The following is a 20,263-nucleotide window of genomic DNA, read 5'->3' as shown; positions in this document are numbered from 1 at the left end:
TTAAAATTTTGAAAGTCCATAAAAAAAGCGGAAGCTAAACATGATCTTAACACAATCAATGCTCGTTCCGCTTTTGATTCTTATTTATGATAATGGCTGCCGGATTTAATAAAATCTGCTATTTCCTGCTTTTGCCCTTCATGCAGGGCTTTAACAATTTTGGAACCCACGATAACACCGTCTGAAACCTTATTAAAGCGTTCAATATCAGTAAGACTGGAGACACCAAAACCGGTCAGAACGGGAATGGAAGAAAGGCTGCTCAGCCGCTTTAAATGCTGATCCAAATCATCACGGTAGCTGCCAGCTTTACCTGTCACACCGTTGATGGCTACAGCATAAATAAATCCTTGAGCATCTTCTATCAGCTCTTTTTGACGATCCAAACCGGTTGTTAAACTAACCAGCGGAACCAAGGCTAAATCCGTATTGTCTAAATAGGGATCGATGAAATCTTTTTGTTCATAAGGCAAATCAGGAATAATCAAGCCTTTAACCGAAGTCTTTTTTAGTTCCTCAACAAAGCGCTCAAGGCCATATTGAAAAACGGGGTTGAAGTAAGTCATAATGACTAGCGGAACCTCAGTCTTTTTTTCTTGAAGCAGGCTGATAATAGCTGCCAGCGAAGTTCCTTTGGCCAAGCTGCGCTGGCCGGCCAATTCAATGACCGGACCGTCAGCTACGGGGTCAGACCAAGGAATACCTATTTCAATAGCTGATACTCCTTGTTCTTCCAGAAAAGAAATGGTTTCAAAAAGACCGTCAAGACCTTGGGGATGGTCTCCCGCCATGATATAAGGAATAAAAAGCCCTTTGCCTTCTTCTTTGATTGCCTGTAAATGTGCTGTTAATGTCTTTGCCATGATTCTATTTTCCTTCCTGCTCAAAACGTTCTTTGACCTGCATAACATCCTTGTCTCCGCGGCCTGACAGACAGACAATAATAGATTTATCAGGTCCCAGTTCCTTAGCAACTTTTTGCGCCAATGCGATAGCATGACTGGATTCAAGTGCTGGGATAATTCCTTCTAAGCGCGACAGCAGTTTAAAGGCTTCCAAGGCTTCATCATCGGTAATAGAATCATAGGTTGCCCTGCCGATTTCATTGAAGTAGGAATGTTCAGGCCCTACACCGGGATAGTCGAGTCCGGCTGAAATAGAGAAGGCTTCCATGATCTGACCGTGTTCATCCTGAAGGACATTCATGAGAGAGCCGTGAAGAACTCCCGGACGGCCTTTGGCAAAAGTTGCTGCGTGCTTATCCGTATCAAGTCCAAGTCCGGAAGCTTCCGCTCCATACATCGCTACAGACTTATCATTGACAAAAGGATAGAAGAGGCCGATAGCATTTGAACCGCCGCCAATGCAGGCTAGGACGGCATCCGGCAGCTGACCGCCGGAAATATCGGCATACTGACGTTTGGCTTCTTTGCCAATGACGGATTGGAAATCTCGAACAATTTCCGGGAAAGGAGCCGGTCCTAGGGCTGATCCCATAATATAGTGGGTATCATCAATGTTAGCCACCCACGAACGCAGCGCAGCATTGACCGCATCTTTAAGGACACGCGATCCGTCTGTCACCGAATGAACCTTGGCACCAAGCAGCTCCATGCGAAAAACATTGAGTGCCTGACGTTTGACATCTTCTTCTCCCATATAGATAGTGCATTCCATATCAAACAGCGCAGCGGCTGTTGCCGTAGCAACCCCATGCTGGCCTGCACCTGTTTCGGCAATGACTTTATTTTTTCCCATGCGTTTGGCCAGCAGCACTTGACCGAGAGCATTGTTGATTTTATGGGCACCGGTATGATTGAGGTCTTCGCGTTTCAGATAAATCTTGGCACCACCGATATGATCTGTCAGACGTTTAGCAAAATATAAGGGGGTTTCCCGTCCCACATAATCTTTAAGAAGAGCTGCTAATTCCTCTTGAAAACTGGGATCCGCTTTGGCTTTGCGATAAGCTTCGTCCAGCTCAATAGCCGCTGTCATCAGGGTTTCTGGAATAAACTGTCCTCCGAAATTTCCGTAAAATCCTTTTTCATTTGGCTGATTATAAGTCATTTTTTCACACTTTCTATAAATTTGATAATCTTCTGACTGTCTTTTTGACCGTCCGTTTCCACACCTGACGACACATCAACAGCATAAGGAGAAAAACGATGGATACATTCCTTAACATTGTCTGCATTTAAACCGCCTGCAATAAAGAAAGGCTGCTTAATAGACTTATCCTGGAGCAGCTGCCAGTCAAAAGTCTCACCGCTGCCGGCCATGGGAGCATCAAAGAGCAAGTATTGGGCCTTGCTCGATAAAACAGGCTCTTTTGCTGTCACTTGAATCGCACGGATCATCGGCACTGAAATCTGATTTATCAGCTCCTCATCAAAGTCTCCGTGCACCTGTACCAGATCCAGCGGAACTGTTTTGACAGCTTTCTCCAGCTCCTCCAAACTGGGGCTGACAAAGACGCCGACTGTTTGAACAGACGCAGGAATATCTTTGGCTAACTCGCTAGCCTTCTCAAGGCTGACCTGACGCTTGCTGGGAGCAAAAACAAAACCGATGTAATCCGCTCCGCTTTTAACTGCTGTAAGCACAGCCTCCCGATCGGACAAGCCGCAAATTTTAACCTTTGTCAACAGCCAATTCCTCCATCTTATCAGCAATGCTGTCTGTCTGCATCAAAGCTGTTCCGACAAGAATAGCATTGAAATAGGGTGCAAGCAGCTCACTGTCCTGCCGACTGAAAATACCGGATTCTGACACATATACACGGTCATCGCGAAAGTGAGCTGACAATTCCAGACTTGTATTGATATCAACTTCAAAAGTTACTAAATTGCGGTTGTTGACCCCAATAATCTGAGCACCGATTTTGTGAGCAATTTCTAATTCAGGCAAATTGTGCGTTTCCACCAGAACTTCCAAGCCCAAGCCAGTCGCAAAATCATAGAGCTCCTTGAGACGCTGTTTGGGCAGAGCTGCAACGATAAGCAGAATCACTGTTGCGCCGGCATTGCGGCTGCGGACAATCTGTTTTTCGTCAATGATGAAGTCTTTGGCCAGTGTAGGAATCTGCACTTTTTGCGAAATATCAGCTAAGTAATCAATATTTCCCTTGAAAAAGACCTGATCTGTCAGGACAGAAATCATTGCGGCACCGGCAGCTTCATAGAGTGCTGCCTGTTTGATGATATCCACATCAAGATTGATATCCCCCATACTGGGACTGGCCTTTTTGACTTCAGCAATGATCTGCAGCTGGTGCCTGTTCTCTCTTAAAAAGTCAAACAGCCGATAGCTTTTGCGCAGAGGCTTTAAATCCGGCATAGCCAGTTTTGCTACTTCTTCCTTTTTTTGTTTCAAAATGGTTGGTAAAAATTCTTTAGTCAACTTGTGCCTCCTGTAATGCTTGCAGCTTAGCGTAGGCTTTCCCTGATGCAATAATCTCCCGTGCCAGATCAATCCCTTCTGCCAGAGTATCTGCTTTGCCATTAGCAAAAAAACCAAGACCTGCATTAAGGACAGCTGTTTCTAGGTAGGGACTGGGTTCATTCTTCAAAACACTGATGAGAATTTGGGCATTTTTCTGAGCATCCCCGCCTTTAATATCATCAAGACCGACTTCCGGCATGCCTAAATCGTTAAAGGTAAAGCTTCCTTGTGAAATTTTCCCTTCATTGAGCAGTGTATAGTGATTGACGCCATAAAGCGCAGCCTCATCCATATTGTCCGGTCCTGTGATAACAACAGCTCGTCTGCGGCCGAGAAGTTTTAAAACCTGCGCCAGATCCTGCTGCAAATCAGCCTGATAGAGCCCCATAAGCTGTGTTTCCAAGTCCATCGGATGGGTTAAGGGACCGATCAGATTCATAATAGTCGGAATCCCCAGTGCCTGTCTGGCCGGTGAAATATAGCGCATGGCCGGATGCATTTTCTGGGCAAAGAGAAAGGCAATGCCCGTTTGATCTAAGATTTGTCCCAGCTTTTCCGGAGCCAGATCAACGGTAATCCCTAAGGCCTCCAAGACATCAGCAGAGCCTGATTTTGAAGAAATGGAGCGGTTGCCATGCTTAGCGACATGGATGCCGCCGCCGGCAAGGATAAAACTGCAAGTAGTGGAAATATTAAAGCTAAAGGATTTGTCACCGCCCGTACCGCAGTTATCCATGACATTCTTTGCCTGACTGGGAATCAAAACAGCATTTTCTTTAATGGCCTTGACCAAACCTAAAATTTCTTCAGGTGTTTCACCCTTGATTTTTAAAGCCATCAAAAAGGCTGCAATCTGCGCTTCTGTCAGCTGACCTTTTAAAATTTTTTCGGCAACGCCTGTCATCTGACTTTCCGATAAATCTGTTTGAACAGCTAATTTTTCAAAGATTTCTTTCATGATATTTCCCTTCTAAATGTTTCCCGCTATCTTGACAAAATTTTCAACCATCTTTAAACCTTGGGGGGTTCCGATTGATTCCGGATGATACTGCAGACCGTAGATAGGCAGCGTTTTGTGCTGAATAGCCATGATTTCTGCGTCGTCTGAGGTTCTTGCAACGACCTCAAAATCCTTCGGCAGCTCTTCAACTGCAATAGAGTGATAACGCATAATATCAAGCTGATTTGGCAATCTATCAAAAATCGGACAAGAAACTTCAAGAACCATCTGACTTTGCTTGCCGTGCATAACCTGTTGAGCCAAGCCCAATCGGCCGCCAAAACTTTCAGCAATGGCCTGATGCCCTAAGCAAATACCTAAAATCGGCTTCTTCCCTGCAAAATCTTTAATTAAACGCTCCATTTTTCCAGCATCAGCCGGCCAGCCGGGACCCGGGGACAGAACAAGTGCGTGAGCTTCATCTGCCCTTTCATAGAGCTCTACTGCATCATTTCTAAGAACTTTGACCTGAGTAAACTGTCCTAGGTACTGGGCTAGGTTATAGGTGAAAGAGTCGTAATTATCAACCAGTAAAATCATAGAACTTCTCCTATTCTAGTCATGGCTTTGGCCTTGTTAATGGTCTCATAGTATTCATTTTCGGGTATGCTGTCATACACAATTCCTGCACCGGCCTGAACATAGGCCTTGTGATCTTTAATAATCATCGTCCGAATAGCAATGGCAAAGTCCATATCGCCGGTTGCTGACAGATAGCCGATGGCGCCGGCGTAAATACCGCGCTTTTCCTTTTCGAGTTCATAAATACGATTCATGGCACGGATTTTCGGAGCACCGGATACTGTACCCGCCGGCAGTGTTGATTTGAGAGCATCCATGGCGCTTAATTCTGATAACAGCTGCCCCTTTACCACACTGGTCAAATGCATGACATAGCGGAAAAACTCGACTTCCATGTACTTGGTAACTTTAACCGTTCCAATTTCAGCGATTTTGCCAATATCATTGCGTCCCAGATCCACCAGCATCCGGTGTTCTGCGGTCTCTTTGACATCTGACTGTAAGTCCTCTGCCAGCGCCCGGTCTTCTTGTTCGTCTGCTCCCCGAGGACGCGTGCCTGCGATAGGATTGGTGGTGACCACCCTATTTTTGACAGACACTAAACTTTCAGGGCTGGCACCTATAATCTGATAATCGCCAAAATCATAGAAGTAAAGATAATTGGAAGGATTGGTGATACGCAAATTACGATAGAAGTCCAGCGGCTTGCCGGTAATATCTGCTGAGAAGCGCTGACTGAGCACGCACTGGAACATGTCTCCCTGGCGAATGAGCTGTTTGGCCTTAGTGACCATATCCCTAAACTCACTTTCTTCCAAGTGATTCTTAAAGGTCAGCTGGTGCAGGTCACGTTCTGAAAATTCATCATCAGACTGGGTCTTTAAATCAGCTAAAACCTTCTCCAGTGCCGCCTGCTGCGCAGCTTCGCTTCTGCCGCTGTAAATATTATCTTCGACAATAACCACTTTTTCTTTTTTATGGTCGAAAATCAGGTAAGATTCGTAGACAAAAAACTGCATGTCTGGCGTTCCAATGGTATCTTGAGGAATCTCGCCGATCCTTTCATAGAGGCTGATCATGTCATAGCCGACAAAACCAATGGCACCGCCGTTAAAGGGCAAATCCTGAGATTCCTGTGACTTGACCGTCAGTTGACTGAGATAATCCAAAGGATCACTGTCAATAACTTTGCTATTTTCTGTCAGCCGTCCATCTTCAAATTTGATTTCAAAAACCGGATTGTAAGCAACAATTGAAAAACGGGCATTTTCCTTTTCACGCGGGATTGATTCCAGAATCACCTTGTGTTCGCCCTGCACGCGCATGTAAGCAAGAATTGGTGTTAAAATATCAGCATTTAGTATCTTTTTCATGTTTAGGCTCACTTTCTATTCATTTCATGATTGCTATTGACACGCAGCTCTAAAGCTGTGAAGGCTTCAATCATAGCTTGCCAGACAGCAAGCGCAACATCTGGTGATAAGCCCAGCTCCTCTGCCTCCCGCTGCCTGCTTAAAAGGACCTGCCGCACGCGCTCAGGGGCTGCGACGGCTGCTTGACTGCCAGCGGGCTTTAGCCGCCCAATATGCTCAACCATTTGCTGCCGCTGGGCTAATAGAACAAGTAATTGATGATCGATCTGATCAATTTGATTTCTTAGCTTCTGGATATCTGTCATAATTGCACCTGCATGGAAAATTTGGCATAAATACAAAAAGCCCTCACACAGAATAATCTGCATGAGGGCGTTACATCTAGCTAACACGGTGCCACCTCAGTTAACGGGATAGGATAGTCTTTCCCCGTCATCTCAACCTCCTCCAACAAGGAGTCGCACAGTAAGGGGTGCACACCTGAAGAATATTGTTTATCTTCACCTTATTGAAAATCAGCCCACTTCCCAAAATTCTGCTGCTTGTTCGCAATAACCACAAGCTCCCTGAAAACATAAAATTCTGGTACTTTTCTGATTTGTCTACGATTATACACTTTCTAAAAAACAAATGCAAGCCCTTTTGAGCGACTTTTTACTGAATTTCCAAAAAAATCAGAATTTTCATATTGAAAAAAGTTTTGACAACCTTTTGCTTTGATTGATGAAATTGTTTTCTTACTCAAAATATGCTATAGTTAAGTTCATATTAAATTGTTAAGGAGTTTCTCTGCTATGTCGAAAACCAGAGCTCAATTAAAAATGCAGGCTAAAGAGCGCCTTCAGGGCAACTGGGCCTATGCTGTCGGCTTGTATGCCCTGCCGGCTCTCACTATCTCAGCAATTGTTTGGGGCTGTGTACTAATAGTTTTTGTACTCGTCGCATCACTCGCTGTTGCTATCGATGAAGAAGTCGCTGCCTTAATAGGAGCACCTCTTTTTATACTTATTAGTCTTGCCATGTTTGTCGGGTCATTGACTGTGATCATTGGCATTACTTTAGGATTTTTAGACTTTTTCAGAGGAAAAAGACCAACCTATACTGAAGCCGGCACTTACCTTTTAAAAGAAGGACGCTTTGGAAAGTTCTTCCCGACTAATCTGGTCATGATAATTTTTATATATCTATGGTCGCTTCTCCTTGTCATCCCCGGGATCATTAAAACTTACAGTTATAGCATGACTAATTATATCCTCAAAGATAAATTGGAAAAGGGCGAGTCAATGACCGTCACTCAGGCCATCACTGAAAGCCGGCAGTTAATGATGGGGCACAAATGGGAGTACTTTGTCCTTAATCTGAGTTTTATTGGCTGGGCTATTCTAGCTAATTTAACAGCCGGTATCGGTTATCTGTGGTTAATTCCTTATATACAGACAACAACTGCAGCTTTCTACCAAAATCTAATCGATAACAGTGCCAAGGACCAGATAAACCCAGCCTTGCCCGCCAACTAAGTTCAAACCTATACTCCCTGTTGCTTCTAACAGGTAAAAAACTAAACAGCAAAGGTCTGTGACAAAAACGTCCCAGACCTTTATTTTTCAAATAGATTAACAAAGCCGTTGATTGACATAATGGCTTTCTTCGTTTAAGCACCTTATATGAGCAATCAATTGCGAGAGCTCCAATGGCATATCAACTGGATAGTTGCCGCTTTCTTATTTTTCACTATTTAACAGACCAAAATATCAATCTGCCTTTTAAAATGATATAATGTAAGCGAAACCAATTGTCTCTTAAATGTCTTTCGAAAGGAGCCCTACAATGAAAATAATCAATGCTGTATTTTTTATTAAAGCGGACAAAAGACAAGCATTTTTAGCAGACGTCGCGCCTCTGATTGAATCATCGCGTGCAGAGAATGGAAACCATGCGTATCAGCTCTATGAAGCGGTGGATCTGCCCAACCAATTTGTCATGGTTGAAGAATGGGAAAATCAAGCTGCAATCGACCAGCACAACACCAATCCGCATTTTCTTCAATTAATGGAACATTTACAAGATTACAGCACAGCTGACCCTGTTATTAAGGTTGCAGAACAATAAGAATACCAAAAAAGAGTGAGATTCAATCGAGATTTGGCAGAAATCGATTTTTCTCACTCTTTTTTAAAATTAATTTTTACGACCAGCCTTCCACATAAGTATGAAGCGGATAAGTCGGATAAGCCAGCAAACGGGCTTTTTCCGCTGTAACATAGCCAGCGGGGGCGTCAAGGACGCTTGGAATGCGATTGACAATAGTCGCGCAAGTTAAGGCAACAGTATCGGGTTTAGCAACTGAAAACGTAAGATTGGGATCTCCGCTTATTTCCCAGTCACACATATCCCCATCATCTGGACCATAGACCTTACCAATACATTCAACTTCCAATTCAATGCCTTGATGGGTCTTTATTTGAGTAACTGCTGACATACCTGTCACCTGCCCAGCTGGAATGGTACGCTCTAAGGTTTCAGAATAAATAGCTTCATCCAAAACATAAGGAACACTCTTTTGACCAATAGACTGGATAGTCCAATTCATCTTAGAGCAGATAGCCTCAGCGGCATTCCACATATAAGATGGTAAACTTTCAGCAGAAGCAATTTCACGCTCAAAACGATCAATATCATAACCAGCACCATGAGCTTCGGCCAGAGCTAAACCATAGTCTTCAACATTATAGCTAACAGCTCCTTTAACCTTTTTAATCCGGTTCATCCCCGCCATTGCCAGACAAGGCATATTAATCCAGTAAATGTCTTGCATGCCTGAACCCATAATAGTCACACCATATTTTTTGGCTAATTTATCCAAACGGTTAGTTTCAGATGGGGAAGTCGTCCAAGGATAAATAGCTTCTTCACAGGTAGAGATAACATTGACTCCATTTTTGATAGCTTTTTCATAGAATACGTACATTTCGGGCATGTAAGAAAAGATAGTTACAATGGCAATATCAGCATCACAGTCTTGAAAGACCTGATCAGCCTGATCAGAAATAATGACGCCTGTCTTATAACCTAAATCGGCAAAATCTCCAATATCCTGTCCTACCACTGCTGGATTCGTGTCGATAGCTCCGACAATTTCAACACCGTGATCTAAGAGATTTTTAAGAATGACCTTGGACATCTTACCACAGCCATATTGGATGGCTCGAATTTTTGCATTTCGCATGTGCCTGTCCTCCTTTTATTGTTATTTTTTTCACAACTATATTATAATATCTATAGTAACTATAGAGTCAAGGAGAAAAGTCATGAATCTTATTTTAAAAATCGGAGATTTCTCCCGTATTAATAATATCTCAATTCAGACCCTGCGATATTATGATAAAATCGGCCTTCTAAGTCCTTATTCTATTGATAAGGAGACCGGCTACCGCTACTATCATATCAATCAGTCGCAGATAGTAGATGAGATTCAGTATCTGCGCCAGCTTGACTTTTCCCTAGAAGAAATAAGAGCTATCCTGTCTACTCAAGAAAATCTGACCGAAATCAACCATTTCATCAATGAACACCGGCAGCATCTCCTCTCTGAAAAACACCGCTTAGAAGAACGTTTAAAGGAAATAGATACTTTCCAAACCGGTGCACAGATTTATGATTATAAAAGGCACTGCCGCGATTTAGAAATTCTTACTCTGCCGGCCAGAAGGATGATTATTTATCAAACGCAGCAGAATATTTATCAGATGACTGATGAAGACTATGAATTTCACCTGCGAGAGTTTAAATTAGCTCTGAAAAAAAGCAAGCTTTCCTATTCGATTTTTTCCCGTGTCGGCTCAATTATCGCTCAGAAAGATTTTAAATGCAGAAACTGGCTATCTCATCAAATGTTCATGTTTTCAAACGATGAGACTGATAATTTTGCAATCAAGACTTACCCTTCCAGTCTTTATGCCTTGACCTACTGTACTTCCTTTCAGGAGGAAATTGAAAAACTCGATCTCTTTTATCAAATGATCATCAATAAGGGGTATGATATTACAGGCGATTATATCTGTGAGGTTATCCACGAGCATCCGCGTCTCAATCAAAATAAGAGAGATATGTTTATCAGGATGCAGGTGGCCATCAAACAAACAGAAAACACAAAAGGTCTTTAGTCTGAACTGCTGTTTATTCATATAAAAACTGGGACAGACATCCATAATTGCTGAGCAATCATGTGCGTCTGTCCCAGTTTCAAGATTCCCTAGCTACTCAATCCCAACCAGCTTGTGTGGAAACGGGATAATCCTATCCATCAGATGATTTTAAACTAGTATTAAAAAAGAGTGAGATTCAATCGAGATTTGGCAGAAATCGATTTTTCTCACTCTTTTTGCTATGCGGCTGCAAACAGACTTACCCTAGTCCATCATACCTGCCTGCAGCTGATACATTTTGTGATAGGTTCCTTCTTTGGCCAACAGTTCATCATGGGTGCCTGACTCGATGATTCTGCCCTTATCGAGGACATAAATACAGTTTGCATCCTGAATTGTTGACAGGCGATGGGCAATGGCAATGGTCGTCCGTCCTTGGCGCATTTTGGCCAGCGAATTCTGAACAATCTGCTCGGTTTCTGAGTCAATATTGGCTGTGGCTTCATCCAGAATCAAAATTTTAGGAGCGCTGGCAACGGTTCTGGCAAAGGCCAGAAGCTGCCGCTGACCGGTTGAAAAGCTGGAGCCGCGTTCGCTGACGGGTTCATCATACTTCTGCGGCAGTTTTTGGATAAACTGATCGGCATCGACAAACTGGGCCGCCGCTTTAACGTCTTCATCGTTCACATCCTGATACATCTTGATATTGGATTTAACGGTTCCATGGTAAAGAAAAGGTTCCTGCAGAACCAGACCGACATTTTTGCGCAATTCTTTCTGGCTGTATTTTCGGATGTCCGTTCCGTCAATGGTGACCTGACCCTTTTGAAATTCATAGAAGCGCATAAAGACATTGATAATAGATGACTTTCCTGAACCGGTCGATCCGACAAAGGCAATGGTCTGTCCTTGACCGACTTTAAATGAAATGCGGTCTAAAATTTGATTTTCTCCGTCATAAGAGAAGGAAACATCTTTAAATTCAATATTTCCGGCAGTAATTTCAGCATTGCTTTCATCTTGGACAGGCTCATAGCCTTGTTCATCAATCAGATCAAAAACACGGCCGGCTGAAACCATAGATGTTTGCAGGGTCGAAAAATTTTGCGTGACTTCGATCAAGGGGTCAAACAGACGGTTAATATACTGGATAAAGGCATACATCATACCAGCTGAAATCCCAATTGCCTGCCAGTTAAAGCCGAAATAGGCCATCAGCAGGGCATAGGCCAGCAATTTCAAAAGAGACATGGCCGGACGCAGAAAAAGACTGTCTAATGCCATTGAGCGATTGGCATAGTTAAAGTGCTCTTCGTTGATGGTCTCAAATTCTGCTTTCAAACGTTCTTCCTGACCAAAGGCCTGGATAATACTGATACCTTCAATGCTTTCCGACAAGTTGGTATTAATATCACTCAGCAGACTGCGAGTTTTGGCAATTACACTGACAGACTTTTTGCGATAGAGGTTGACCAAAATAAAAATAAAAGGAAGAAAGAGCATGACAAGCAAGGTCAGGCGATAATTAAGCATCAGCATGGTATAGAGGGTCACGCTAAAAATAAAGATCGCCGAAATGAAACTGGACAGAATCCCTGAAAACATTTCACTGATGCTCTCTGTGTCATTGGTCAGCCGCGATACGATGGAGCCTGCCGGGGTCTTATCAAAATAAGACATTCCCAGCTTTTCCATATTGGCAAAAGCGTCCTTACGAATGTCGCGCACAACGCTGAATGAAACACGGGCAAAAAGCAGCTTTCCCAGATACTGTAAAATAGTCTGCAAAACATAAAGGAGATAGTAACCCAGCAAAAGCGAAGCAGCTGTCTGGTTAAAATTTGTCAGGAAATGGTCAATAAAATAACTGGCAACTAAAGGAATGACACTTTTAATCACCGTCGTTGAAAGGAGAAAGAACAAGGCAAAAAAGGTCAGCCATTTATAAGGTTTCAGATAAGACATCAAGCGCAGAAACACGCGGCCTTGGTGGTCGTTATTCTTCATCACTGTCTCCTTTCATTTCTAATTGCTGAGCCTCATAGGTTCTTGCATACCAGCCTCCTGTTTGAATAAGGTCATCGTGGCGGCCGCGCTCAATAATCCGACCGTCCTGCAAAACTAAGATAAGATCAGCATGCACCACTGCACTCAGCCGGTGAGCTGTTATGAGGGTTGTTTTATCCTTACGTGTCTGCTTGAGATTATCAATGATCGCATGTTCAGTCTTGGCATCAACCGCTGACAGGGAGTCATCCAGAATGAGAATATCTGGATTTAAAATCATGGCACGGCTCATAGCAATCCGCTGCTTTTGTCCGCCTGACAAAGAGACGCCCTTTTCACCGATAATGGTTTCAAATCCCTGAGGCATGGCTGCAATATCATCGTAAACCTGAGACAGCTTAGCAGCTTTTTCAACTGCTGCCATGCTCAGCTGAGGATTGCCAAAGCGGATATTCTCCAAAATAGACATGGCAAAGAGAACTTGATCCTGCGGCACATAGCCAATGAGACTGCGCAGGTCTGTCAGACGGTAGTCCCGAATGTCGTGACCGTTGAGAGAGATAGCCCCCTGATTGACATCGTACTCACGCAAAAGAAGCTTAAGCAGGCTGGTCTTACCAGAACCAGTCTGTCCGACAATTCCCAAGGTCTGCCCCTTTTCTAAAGTAAAGTGGATATTGCTGAGTGTCTCTTCATTATCATAGGTAAAATGCTCAATAGCATATTCCAAACGGCCATTGTGAATGTCTGGCAGAGGATTTTTCGGATCTTTAATGTCAGATGTCTGCGATAAGAGGCTCATGATACGCTCATAGGAAACCGCCCCGCGCTGCACAATATTAAAGAGAAAACCAATTGCCATCAAGGGCCAGACCAGCATGTCCAAATACGTCACAAAAGTAACCAAACTGCCGACTGTCACTTGGTTATTTTTGACAAAAAAGGCACCGACCAAAAGCGTTAAGGTATAAGAAGCCCCTACAAACAAGAGCACCAAGGGATCAAACATGCTGTCATACTTCATGGTCGTCATGTTTTTAGCAAAGGTCATCTCGTTAGTTTCCTGAAAAGCAGCTAATTCATCTGCCTGATAACCAAATGATTTGGTTACCTTGATACCTGAAACACTTTCCTGAACCTTGTTATTGAGCTCCGAAAAAGCGGCTTGAGACTGCTTGAAACTCTCATGTGTCTTGCGTCCCAAGCGGCTGGTCGCAAAAGCCATCAGAGGCAGAGGAATCACTGCAATCAAGGTCATCTGCCAGGAAATACTGAAAAACATGGTCATCAGGGTAACCAAGGCCGTGATTGAAGCATCAACAGCCGACATGACACCGCCTCCCGCCAGACGGGTCAGGGAGTTAATATCGTTGGTCGCATGCGCCATCAAATCCCCTGTCCGGTATTTCTGGTAAAAAGAGGGAGACATTTTTGTAAAATGCTCAAAGAGGCGGGACCGCATAATCTGCCCCAGACGGTAGGAAGTTCCCAAAATATAAATGCGCCAGACATAACGCAGCCCATACATGGCAAAGGCGGACAGCAGCAAGTAAAAAAGATCCCACAAAAGCGTTTCTCTCGTCAGACTTTTACGGGTAATATGGTCAATAACATGCCCCATGACCTTGGGCGGAATCAGGTTGAGAACACTGACCAGGCTAAGAGCCAGTATCCCAATCAAATAGCGGCGCTTTTCCAGTTTAAAAAACCACCATAAATTTTTAATAACAGACATCTTTGCCCTTTCTTTTAATCATCATAAGAAAAATCCCCCGCAATGAGGGAAAATAACATTACTATTATAAACCTTGGAGCTTACTCTAAGTCAAATAATCTGACTGCCGTTTTGCTTCGTGATTTTTCTTTGCAGCCACTGACAGGTGTAAAAAGCCAGAATGCTGCCCAAGGTATTGGTCCATAAATCATCGATTTCAAAAACACGGTTGACATTGAAAAGGAAGTCTAAAAGAAGCTGGCTGACTTCGATAAAAAGGCTGATGCTAAAACCAAGCACCGCAGTTCTTTTTAAACTGCGGAGTTCTTTTTTCAGCAAAAGCAAAGATAAAATAAGAGGATAGAGCAGCAAAATGTTGCTGATATTTTGTCCTAAAATCCAAAGCAGATGCCAAAAGCTGTTGATTTTCCCAAAATTGACCAAGGAATTAAAGGGAGTTAAAAGAACAACAAGACGCCCATAGTGCTGAATCCCCGGCGTTTTCACCTGCCTAAAAGGCTGCGGCAGAAAGCACATAGCACAGATAGCAAGCGCATAAAGACAGAGCGCCCATCTGACCGCCGTTTTGCCCAAAGGCGTTAAGTCGCCATCTTTCTCCCAAAATCTTGGCATTATTGAGCAGCCTCAGCAACAGCCTTTTGACGGTCGCGCTTCATTGTATTTGAGCGCAGCTGACCGCAGGCTGCATCGATATCCGTTCCGTGTTCCTGCCGGACCACACAGTTGACCCCGTTTTTCTTAAGCACATCGTAAAAAGCGTCCACGCGCTCCTTGGGACTGCGGCTGTATTGATCGTGCTCAGTCACAGGGTTGTAAGGAATGAGGTTGACATAGGAAAGCTTGCGGATTTTCTTTGTCAAGTCAGCCAGCTCCTGTGCATTTTCAGGATGATCATTGACCCCATTTAACATGATATACTCAAAAGTGACACGGCGGTTGGTTGTTTCAATGTAGTACTCTATAGCTGCAAAAAGCTTTTCCAATGGGAAAGAGCGGTTGATTCGCATGATACTGGAACGCAGCTCATTGTTGGGCGCATGGAGGGATACCGCCAGATTGACCTGGACACCTTCATTGGCAAATTCTCTGATTTTATGAGCCAATCCTGATGTTGATACCGTAATATGACGGGCACCGATGGCAAGACCGTTGTCATCATTGATGGTCCGCAAGAATTTAATGACATTGTCGTAATTGTCAAAAGGCTCACCAATTCCCATCACCACAACATGGCTGACACGCTCGCCCTGACCGCGTTCATCAAAATATTTCTGCACCAGCATAATTTGAGCAGTGATTTCTCCATTGTTGAGATCGCGCTGCTTTTTGATCAGGCCGCTGGCACAGAAAGTGCAGCCGATATTGCAGCCAACCTGTGTGGTGACACAGACCGAAAGTCCATAGTGCTGGCGCATAAGCACCGTTTCAATCAGCATACCGTCGGGCAGTTCAAAAAGGTATTTGACAGTCCCGTCAGCCGATTCTTGAACAATGCGCTGCTTAAGCGGATTGAGGCAAAAATTGTCATTTAAAACGGCGATAAAATCTTTGGAAATATTGGTCATTTCTTCAAAAGATTGGACACGCTTGCGGTAGAGCCAATCCCAAATTTGCGCAGCCCGAAATTTCTTTTCCCCGTGTTCTACTGTCCAGTCAATCAATTCATCACGGGTTAAACCGTAAATAGATGGTTTCATAAATATTATCAAGAACCTTCCAAAATTCAGCCAGTTTTTGAAAACTTAACACTACAAATTTTTCTGGCAGCTAAGTACCTGTCCGGTTCCCTATCCTTTCTATTTTTCCTTTTTCCTAATGACAAAATTTTTCTTGGCATCATGAATTTCCCGCAACGCTTCACATTCTTGTGTTTTTTCTTGGCGGATCCTGTCCGGATTCATCTTCGTGTTTTTATTAAAGCGTTTCTTCTTGCGGTTATCGCGGCGCCTGCGCCTTTGCGAATTATCTTCTTCAGCTTTGACTTCCTTAGGATTTGGATTTTCCAAAACAAAATAGGCACAGCCAAAATTGCAGTATTCCTTGAGATAATCATCCAAACGGCCGATATATGGGTGTCTGTTTTTAGCCTTGGAGTCTTCCTTGTAGAAGCCTTTGAGCCGCAGCTGTTCATTCCCCCAATCGCCGACAATGTAGTCATATTTCAGCAGAATTTCTGAAAAACGCTGGCTGAAAACCTTCGCATTAAAAGCATTTTTGACATTTTCTAAAATCAATAAGTCTATCTCATCACTCTTAACATGATTGTCAAAAGTTATAAACTGAGGCCCGGGAAATTTGTTGTAATTGTACATGTCCGGAGAGATATCTTTTCTCATAGGTCTCCTCTCAGATATTTTTCTACTGTCTGTCTCAGCAAATCAGGAAACAGCAGCCGGCCCTGACGGGAATTAATGCTGCTGAAGTAAGGGGCAAAATAGTACTGATCAACTAAAACAAGACTCAATTTGTCTTTTTTATTGGTAACCTTATTATTATACACTATTTTTCCATTTTTGTAAGTAAAACCACTCGTTACAACCCGGCCAAACTGACGGCCGCGAAAGCCCATGCCGCGAATTTGCTGATTAGCCAGCAGATCAGCCTGAGAAAAAATATCCCGGCAGATTTCTAAAAGCTCTGCTCGGCTTACCTGAAAGGTTACTAGACGCATCTGATGGGGAAGAGCTCGGTGAAGACCAGCCTTGGTCACTGTTTGCTCAAAAGGCTCAACAACTAAGCCGGTATTAATAATGGCCGCATCTGCACCAGCTGATTGAACCATGGCTTCCATGACCATTTCTGCACATTCTTCAAGGGTAGGCTTTCGCGAAAGACGGCAGACTAGGCTTTTTTCAAGCAGCTCCTGTCCCTCTTTCACTAAATTCGCTGCAAAAGCAGCATCATTTTTTTGAGCATCCAAGTCGCTAAGCGGCAGAGCTTCAATACTGATATCCGTCAAAAGATGATTGTCAAACTCCAGTTCTATCTGACCGACATGATCGCCGTAACGTCCTGCTGCTGCCAGATAAGTTCCCTTGACAACTTCTCCTTCTTCAAATACATGATGGGTGTGGGCGCCGATAATCAAATCAATCGCAGGAACTTCACGCGCGATTTGCTCATCCAGACGAATCCCCAGATGGCTGAGTAAAATCCGAAAGTCCGCTGCTTGAATAGCCGGCCGATTTAAGTCCCGCTTGAGGCAGGAAAGTGCATCATGAACCTGCCAGCCGTTTGGCTTGTAAGTCCGGTAATAAGGAAAGGTGTAAGCTAAAAAAGCTATCTTCGTCCCTGCCTCAGTCTCATAAATGACATAGGGTTCAGCCCAAGCAGGGCGCCCATTCCTGTCAGTAAGATTGCCTAGAATCACTTGAAAATTGGCCTTGCTGTAGAGCTGATTGATTTCAGGTTTGGCCAAGCCGATACCTTCATTATTGCCAATTGTCGCAAAATCAATCTTCAAATCATTCATCAATGCCACATTGGCCGCTCCGGCTGTCGCGTCCGTCAAAGGATGGCTCTTATCAACATTGTCGCCAAGATCGCATCTCAGCACTTCCTTATCTGTTTGTGACTGCTCGTCAAAAAAACACTTGATCTTTGGATAAGCCTCAAAATGCGAATGTAAATCATTGATATGCAGAATGCGGATACTTTCTTTCATGTCTTTATTTTAACACTTTCACAGCGGATATAAAAAGATAAGTCACACTGAACTGATCTGCACTCTCACTGCAAGACCAAAAAAGATCTGCTCAACCATAAGGAGCAGACCTCAGAACAACTAGAACGGGCAGCTATACCTGCAACAAGAGGCAAAGACCCTGCGCCCATCGCTTTTTAATCATGTTCTCTTAGGTACTTAACAGCATCTTCCACGCTTTTAACGGGAACAATTTTCATTTTGCTTTTCAATTTTTTAGCGGCCCGTTTAGCCTCCTGATAATTGGTCAGGGCTTTCGGATTTTCTTTTAAAACAGCCTTATCGAGAGGATTGTTAGGAACAAAGAAAATATCAGCATTAATCTTATCTGCCGCCGCAACTTTCATGCCGGCGCCGCCAATATCTCCGACCTTGCCGTCTTCCTCAATAGTTCCGGTCCCAGCAATAACACGGCCTTTGCGGAGGTCTTCATCAATAAGCTGATCATAAATATCCAATGTAAACATCAGCCCGGCACTTGGACCGCCGACTCCGTCGGTACTGAATTTAATCTTATCATCCGAAGCAACCTTAGTATGGTCAACCAAGCCGATACCAATGCCATTTTTACCGTTTGACAGTTTGACAATCTTGCCTTTGGCTGATTTCTTCTTATTTTCAGAAGTGTACTGAACACTGACCTTGCTGCCTAACTTTTGACCGGAAACGTACTTGATCAGTTCTTTGGAGCTGGAAAAGGTCCGTCCGTTGACACCGGTGACAGTATCGGCAATGTTCAAAATTCCTTTAAAGGTCGAATTCTTGCTGACATTAAGGACATAGACTCCCATATAATCAAGACTGGCTTTTTTATCCGCTAGATTAAGGGCTTCATAAATGGCTCCATTTTGCGAGGTTTCCATGTAAAACTGGTTAATCCGCATATAGTCTGCATCACTGACACCGCCGGTTGTTTCCTGAGCACTGGTAATTTCTGTAAAGGGGGTCAGCCAGGCATAAACAACTTGAAAAACAGTTGCCCTGCTCACTCCGACTGCAACAAAATTGTAGGAACCTTTTTCCTTGTCTTCTTGATCATTAACAGTTAGAACCGTACGGATATCATAGGCACCGCCCGGCATCTCCATATAGTAGGGCAAGGGAATAAAAAAGCAGCCTAAAACCAAAAGAAGGCCCAAGCAGCTGACCAGCCACCATTTATATTTTTTGATTGTTTTCAAACTTCTTCTCCACTTCTTTGACGACACTGGCCGGTACATATTTTTTAATATCGGACTTAAAATAAATCAGCTCACGCACATGTGTTGAATTAACATACTTCATGTCCAGCTTGGTCAGCAGATAGACTGTCTCTAATTCCGGCGCCAATTCCCGATTAAAAAAATCCAGGCGAGCCTCGTGTTCCAAATCTTCAGAACCGCGCAGGCCGCGAACCAGATGAGTCGCTTTTAGATCTCTGGCAACATCAACAGCCAGAGAGTCTCGAGCCCTTATGACACAGACATTGTCCAAATCAGACAAGGCTGCCTCCAGCATTCTCTGACGGCTGTCCACATCGAACAGCCCTGACTTATCCTTGTTATAAAAAATGCCGACATAAAGCTTGTCAAACAGTTTGCCGGCACGCTCAATGATATCCACATGCCCATTTGTCACAGGATCAAATGACCCCGCAAAAAGTCCAATTTTATCTGACATAAACCGTCACCTTTGATATTCCATAAATTTTTTGTTTCCAGATGCCCAGCTCCGCAATTTCTTCCGGCAGCTCAACTGATTTATCCGTTTCACAGACAACCATGACATCTTCCGACAGCAGCTGTTGCCGGCAGAGTTCTTCAATATTCTTGACAATTTCTTCTTTAGCATAGGGAGGATCCAAAAAAACCAGATCAAATTGCCCGCTCAGGCGCTCCAAAGCACGCGCAGCTTCCATTTTTAACAGCTGAAATTTGTCTTCTTCCTTGGTCATTTTTATATTGACCTCAACAATAGCCTGAGCCTTGCGGTTTTTCTCTACCAAGACAGCAGAGTTCATCCCCCGCGAAACAGCTTCAATAGCAAGGCCGCCGCTGCCGGCAAAAAGATCTAAAACTCGGCCGCCGCTAAAGTAAGGACCAATCATGTTAAAAACAGCTCCCCTCACCTTGTCTGAGGTCGGACGGGTTGTTTTCCCTTCCAAAGTTTTTAACGGACGGCCGCCGTAACTACCAGAAACAATTCTCATGTGTTTCATTATATCAAAAAAGATGGAAAAACAAAAAAACGGAGATACAATTCCAGATTGAAGGGACTGTCCAAAGAGGCTGTTGTGCTCAGCCACTTTTCTTTCCGCAGGACAAACAAAAACTCCCAGAAACACTGACATATCAG

21 protein-coding genes are annotated in these 20,263 nt (G+C 43.7%); 3 read left to right on the top strand and 18 right to left on the bottom strand.

From position 1 onward, the window contains the following. Positions 1-80: 80 nt before the first annotated feature. From trpA to BMI76_RS02250, 8 genes are read right to left on the bottom strand one after another with little or no spacing between them, the layout of a single operon-like run. Positions 81-863 carry a tryptophan synthase subunit alpha gene (gene trpA / locus BMI76_RS02285; RefSeq protein ID WP_075345993.1) on the bottom strand — a complete coding sequence of 261 codons (783 nt, stop codon included), beginning with the start codon at positions 861-863 and terminating at the stop codon, positions 81-83. Positions 864-867: 4 nt separating this feature from the next. Further along, the gene (gene trpB / locus BMI76_RS02280; protein WP_075345992.1) at positions 868-2,070 is read right to left on the bottom strand and encodes a tryptophan synthase subunit beta; all 1,203 of its coding nucleotides are present in this window, start codon (positions 2,068-2,070) and stop codon (positions 868-870) included. Next, the gene (locus tag BMI76_RS02275) at positions 2,067-2,648 is read right to left on the bottom strand and encodes a phosphoribosylanthranilate isomerase (RefSeq protein ID WP_075345991.1); all 582 of its coding nucleotides are present in this window, start codon (positions 2,646-2,648) and stop codon (positions 2,067-2,069) included. The genes trpB and BMI76_RS02275 overlap by 4 nt, the downstream gene beginning before the upstream one ends. Beyond that, positions 2,635-3,402, bottom strand: a complete 768-nt coding sequence (gene trpC / locus BMI76_RS02270) for an indole-3-glycerol phosphate synthase TrpC (protein WP_075345990.1) — start codon at positions 3,400-3,402, stop codon at positions 2,635-2,637. The genes BMI76_RS02275 and trpC overlap by 14 nt, the downstream gene beginning before the upstream one ends. Continuing rightward, positions 3,395-4,402, bottom strand: coding sequence for an anthranilate phosphoribosyltransferase (trpD, locus tag BMI76_RS02265; RefSeq protein WP_075345989.1), 1,008 nt, complete (start codon positions 4,400-4,402; stop codon positions 3,395-3,397). The genes trpC and trpD overlap by 8 nt, the downstream gene beginning before the upstream one ends. A 12-nt stretch (positions 4,403-4,414) precedes the next feature. Further along, positions 4,415-4,984, bottom strand: a complete 570-nt coding sequence (locus tag BMI76_RS02260) for an aminodeoxychorismate/anthranilate synthase component II (RefSeq protein ID WP_075345988.1) — start codon at positions 4,982-4,984, stop codon at positions 4,415-4,417. Next, positions 4,981-6,339: an anthranilate synthase component I gene (trpE, locus tag BMI76_RS02255; RefSeq protein WP_075345987.1), complete on the bottom strand. Its 1,359-nt coding sequence runs from the start codon at positions 6,337-6,339 to the stop codon at positions 4,981-4,983. The genes BMI76_RS02260 and trpE overlap by 4 nt, the downstream gene beginning before the upstream one ends. An 8-nt stretch (positions 6,340-6,347) precedes the next feature. Beyond that, on the bottom strand, positions 6,348-6,644 hold the full coding sequence (locus BMI76_RS02250) for a chorismate mutase (RefSeq protein ID WP_075346249.1): 297 nt from the start codon (positions 6,642-6,644) through the stop codon (positions 6,348-6,350). Positions 6,645-7,133: 489 nt separating this feature from the next. Here BMI76_RS02250 and BMI76_RS02245 point away from each other — a divergent pair, with 489 nt between their 5' ends. Next, positions 7,134-7,856: a DUF975 family protein gene (locus BMI76_RS02245; protein ID WP_075345986.1), complete on the top strand. Its 723-nt coding sequence runs from the start codon at positions 7,134-7,136 to the stop codon at positions 7,854-7,856. Between the two features lie 310 nt (positions 7,857-8,166). After that, positions 8,167-8,448 carry a putative quinol monooxygenase gene (locus BMI76_RS02240; protein WP_075345985.1) on the top strand — a complete coding sequence of 94 codons (282 nt, stop codon included), beginning with the start codon at positions 8,167-8,169 and terminating at the stop codon, positions 8,446-8,448. A 76-nt stretch (positions 8,449-8,524) separates the two neighbouring features. On the opposite strand, the gene BMI76_RS02235 is transcribed toward BMI76_RS02240, so the two are convergent. Then, a complete protein-coding gene (locus BMI76_RS02235; protein WP_075345984.1) occupies positions 8,525-9,565 on the bottom strand; it encodes a dihydrodipicolinate reductase in 1,041 nt (346 codons plus the stop codon). A gap of 82 nt (positions 9,566-9,647) precedes the next feature. Here BMI76_RS02235 and BMI76_RS02230 point away from each other — a divergent pair, with 82 nt between their 5' ends. After that, complete coding sequence (locus BMI76_RS02230) at positions 9,648-10,502, top strand: helix-turn-helix domain-containing protein (RefSeq protein WP_075345983.1); 855 nt, start codon at positions 9,648-9,650, stop codon at positions 10,500-10,502. A 246-nt stretch (positions 10,503-10,748) separates the two neighbouring features. On the opposite strand, the gene BMI76_RS02225 is transcribed toward BMI76_RS02230, so the two are convergent. From BMI76_RS02225 to rsmD, 9 genes are all read right to left on the bottom strand, one after another. Further along, entirely contained in the window at positions 10,749-12,491 is a 1,743-nt protein-coding gene (locus BMI76_RS02225) for an ABC transporter ATP-binding protein (RefSeq protein WP_075345982.1), read from the bottom strand. Further along, the gene (locus tag BMI76_RS02220) at positions 12,481-14,226 is read right to left on the bottom strand and encodes an ABC transporter ATP-binding protein (protein WP_075345981.1); all 1,746 of its coding nucleotides are present in this window, start codon (positions 14,224-14,226) and stop codon (positions 12,481-12,483) included. The genes BMI76_RS02225 and BMI76_RS02220 overlap by 11 nt, the downstream gene beginning before the upstream one ends. A 90-nt stretch (positions 14,227-14,316) precedes the next feature. After that, a complete protein-coding gene (locus BMI76_RS02215; protein WP_075345980.1) occupies positions 14,317-14,838 on the bottom strand; it encodes a VanZ family protein in 522 nt (173 codons plus the stop codon). Next, the gene (gene rlmN / locus BMI76_RS02210; RefSeq protein ID WP_075345979.1) at positions 14,838-15,923 is read right to left on the bottom strand and encodes a 23S rRNA (adenine(2503)-C(2))-methyltransferase RlmN; all 1,086 of its coding nucleotides are present in this window, start codon (positions 15,921-15,923) and stop codon (positions 14,838-14,840) included. Before rlmN ends, BMI76_RS02215 begins: the two co-directional genes overlap by 1 nt. A 99-nt stretch (positions 15,924-16,022) precedes the next feature. Continuing rightward, a complete protein-coding gene (locus BMI76_RS02205) occupies positions 16,023-16,562 on the bottom strand; it encodes a YutD-like domain-containing protein (protein ID WP_075345978.1) in 540 nt (179 codons plus the stop codon). Continuing rightward, positions 16,559-17,890 (bottom strand): bifunctional UDP-sugar hydrolase/5'-nucleotidase, encoded by a 1,332-nt coding sequence (locus BMI76_RS02200; RefSeq protein ID WP_075345977.1) that lies wholly within the window; start codon positions 17,888-17,890, stop codon positions 16,559-16,561. Before BMI76_RS02200 ends, BMI76_RS02205 begins: the two co-directional genes overlap by 4 nt. Before the next feature lie 176 nt (positions 17,891-18,066). Continuing rightward, positions 18,067-19,110 (bottom strand): SepM family pheromone-processing serine protease, encoded by a 1,044-nt coding sequence (locus tag BMI76_RS02195; RefSeq protein WP_075345976.1) that lies wholly within the window; start codon positions 19,108-19,110, stop codon positions 18,067-18,069. Continuing rightward, positions 19,088-19,588: a pantetheine-phosphate adenylyltransferase gene (gene coaD / locus BMI76_RS02190; RefSeq protein ID WP_075345975.1), complete on the bottom strand. Its 501-nt coding sequence runs from the start codon at positions 19,586-19,588 to the stop codon at positions 19,088-19,090. Before coaD ends, BMI76_RS02195 begins: the two co-directional genes overlap by 23 nt. After that, positions 19,578-20,117 (bottom strand): 16S rRNA (guanine(966)-N(2))-methyltransferase RsmD, encoded by a 540-nt coding sequence (gene rsmD / locus BMI76_RS02185; protein WP_075346248.1) that lies wholly within the window; start codon positions 20,115-20,117, stop codon positions 19,578-19,580. Before rsmD ends, coaD begins: the two co-directional genes overlap by 11 nt. Positions 20,118-20,263: the final 146 nt, after the last annotated feature.

The organism is Streptococcus sp. 'caviae' (assembly GCF_001937065.1).
Taxonomy (GTDB): domain Bacteria; phylum Bacillota; class Bacilli; order Lactobacillales; family Streptococcaceae; genus Streptococcus.
Note: the sequence above shows the minus strand (reverse complement) of the source record. Positions and strands in the feature narration are given on the sequence as shown.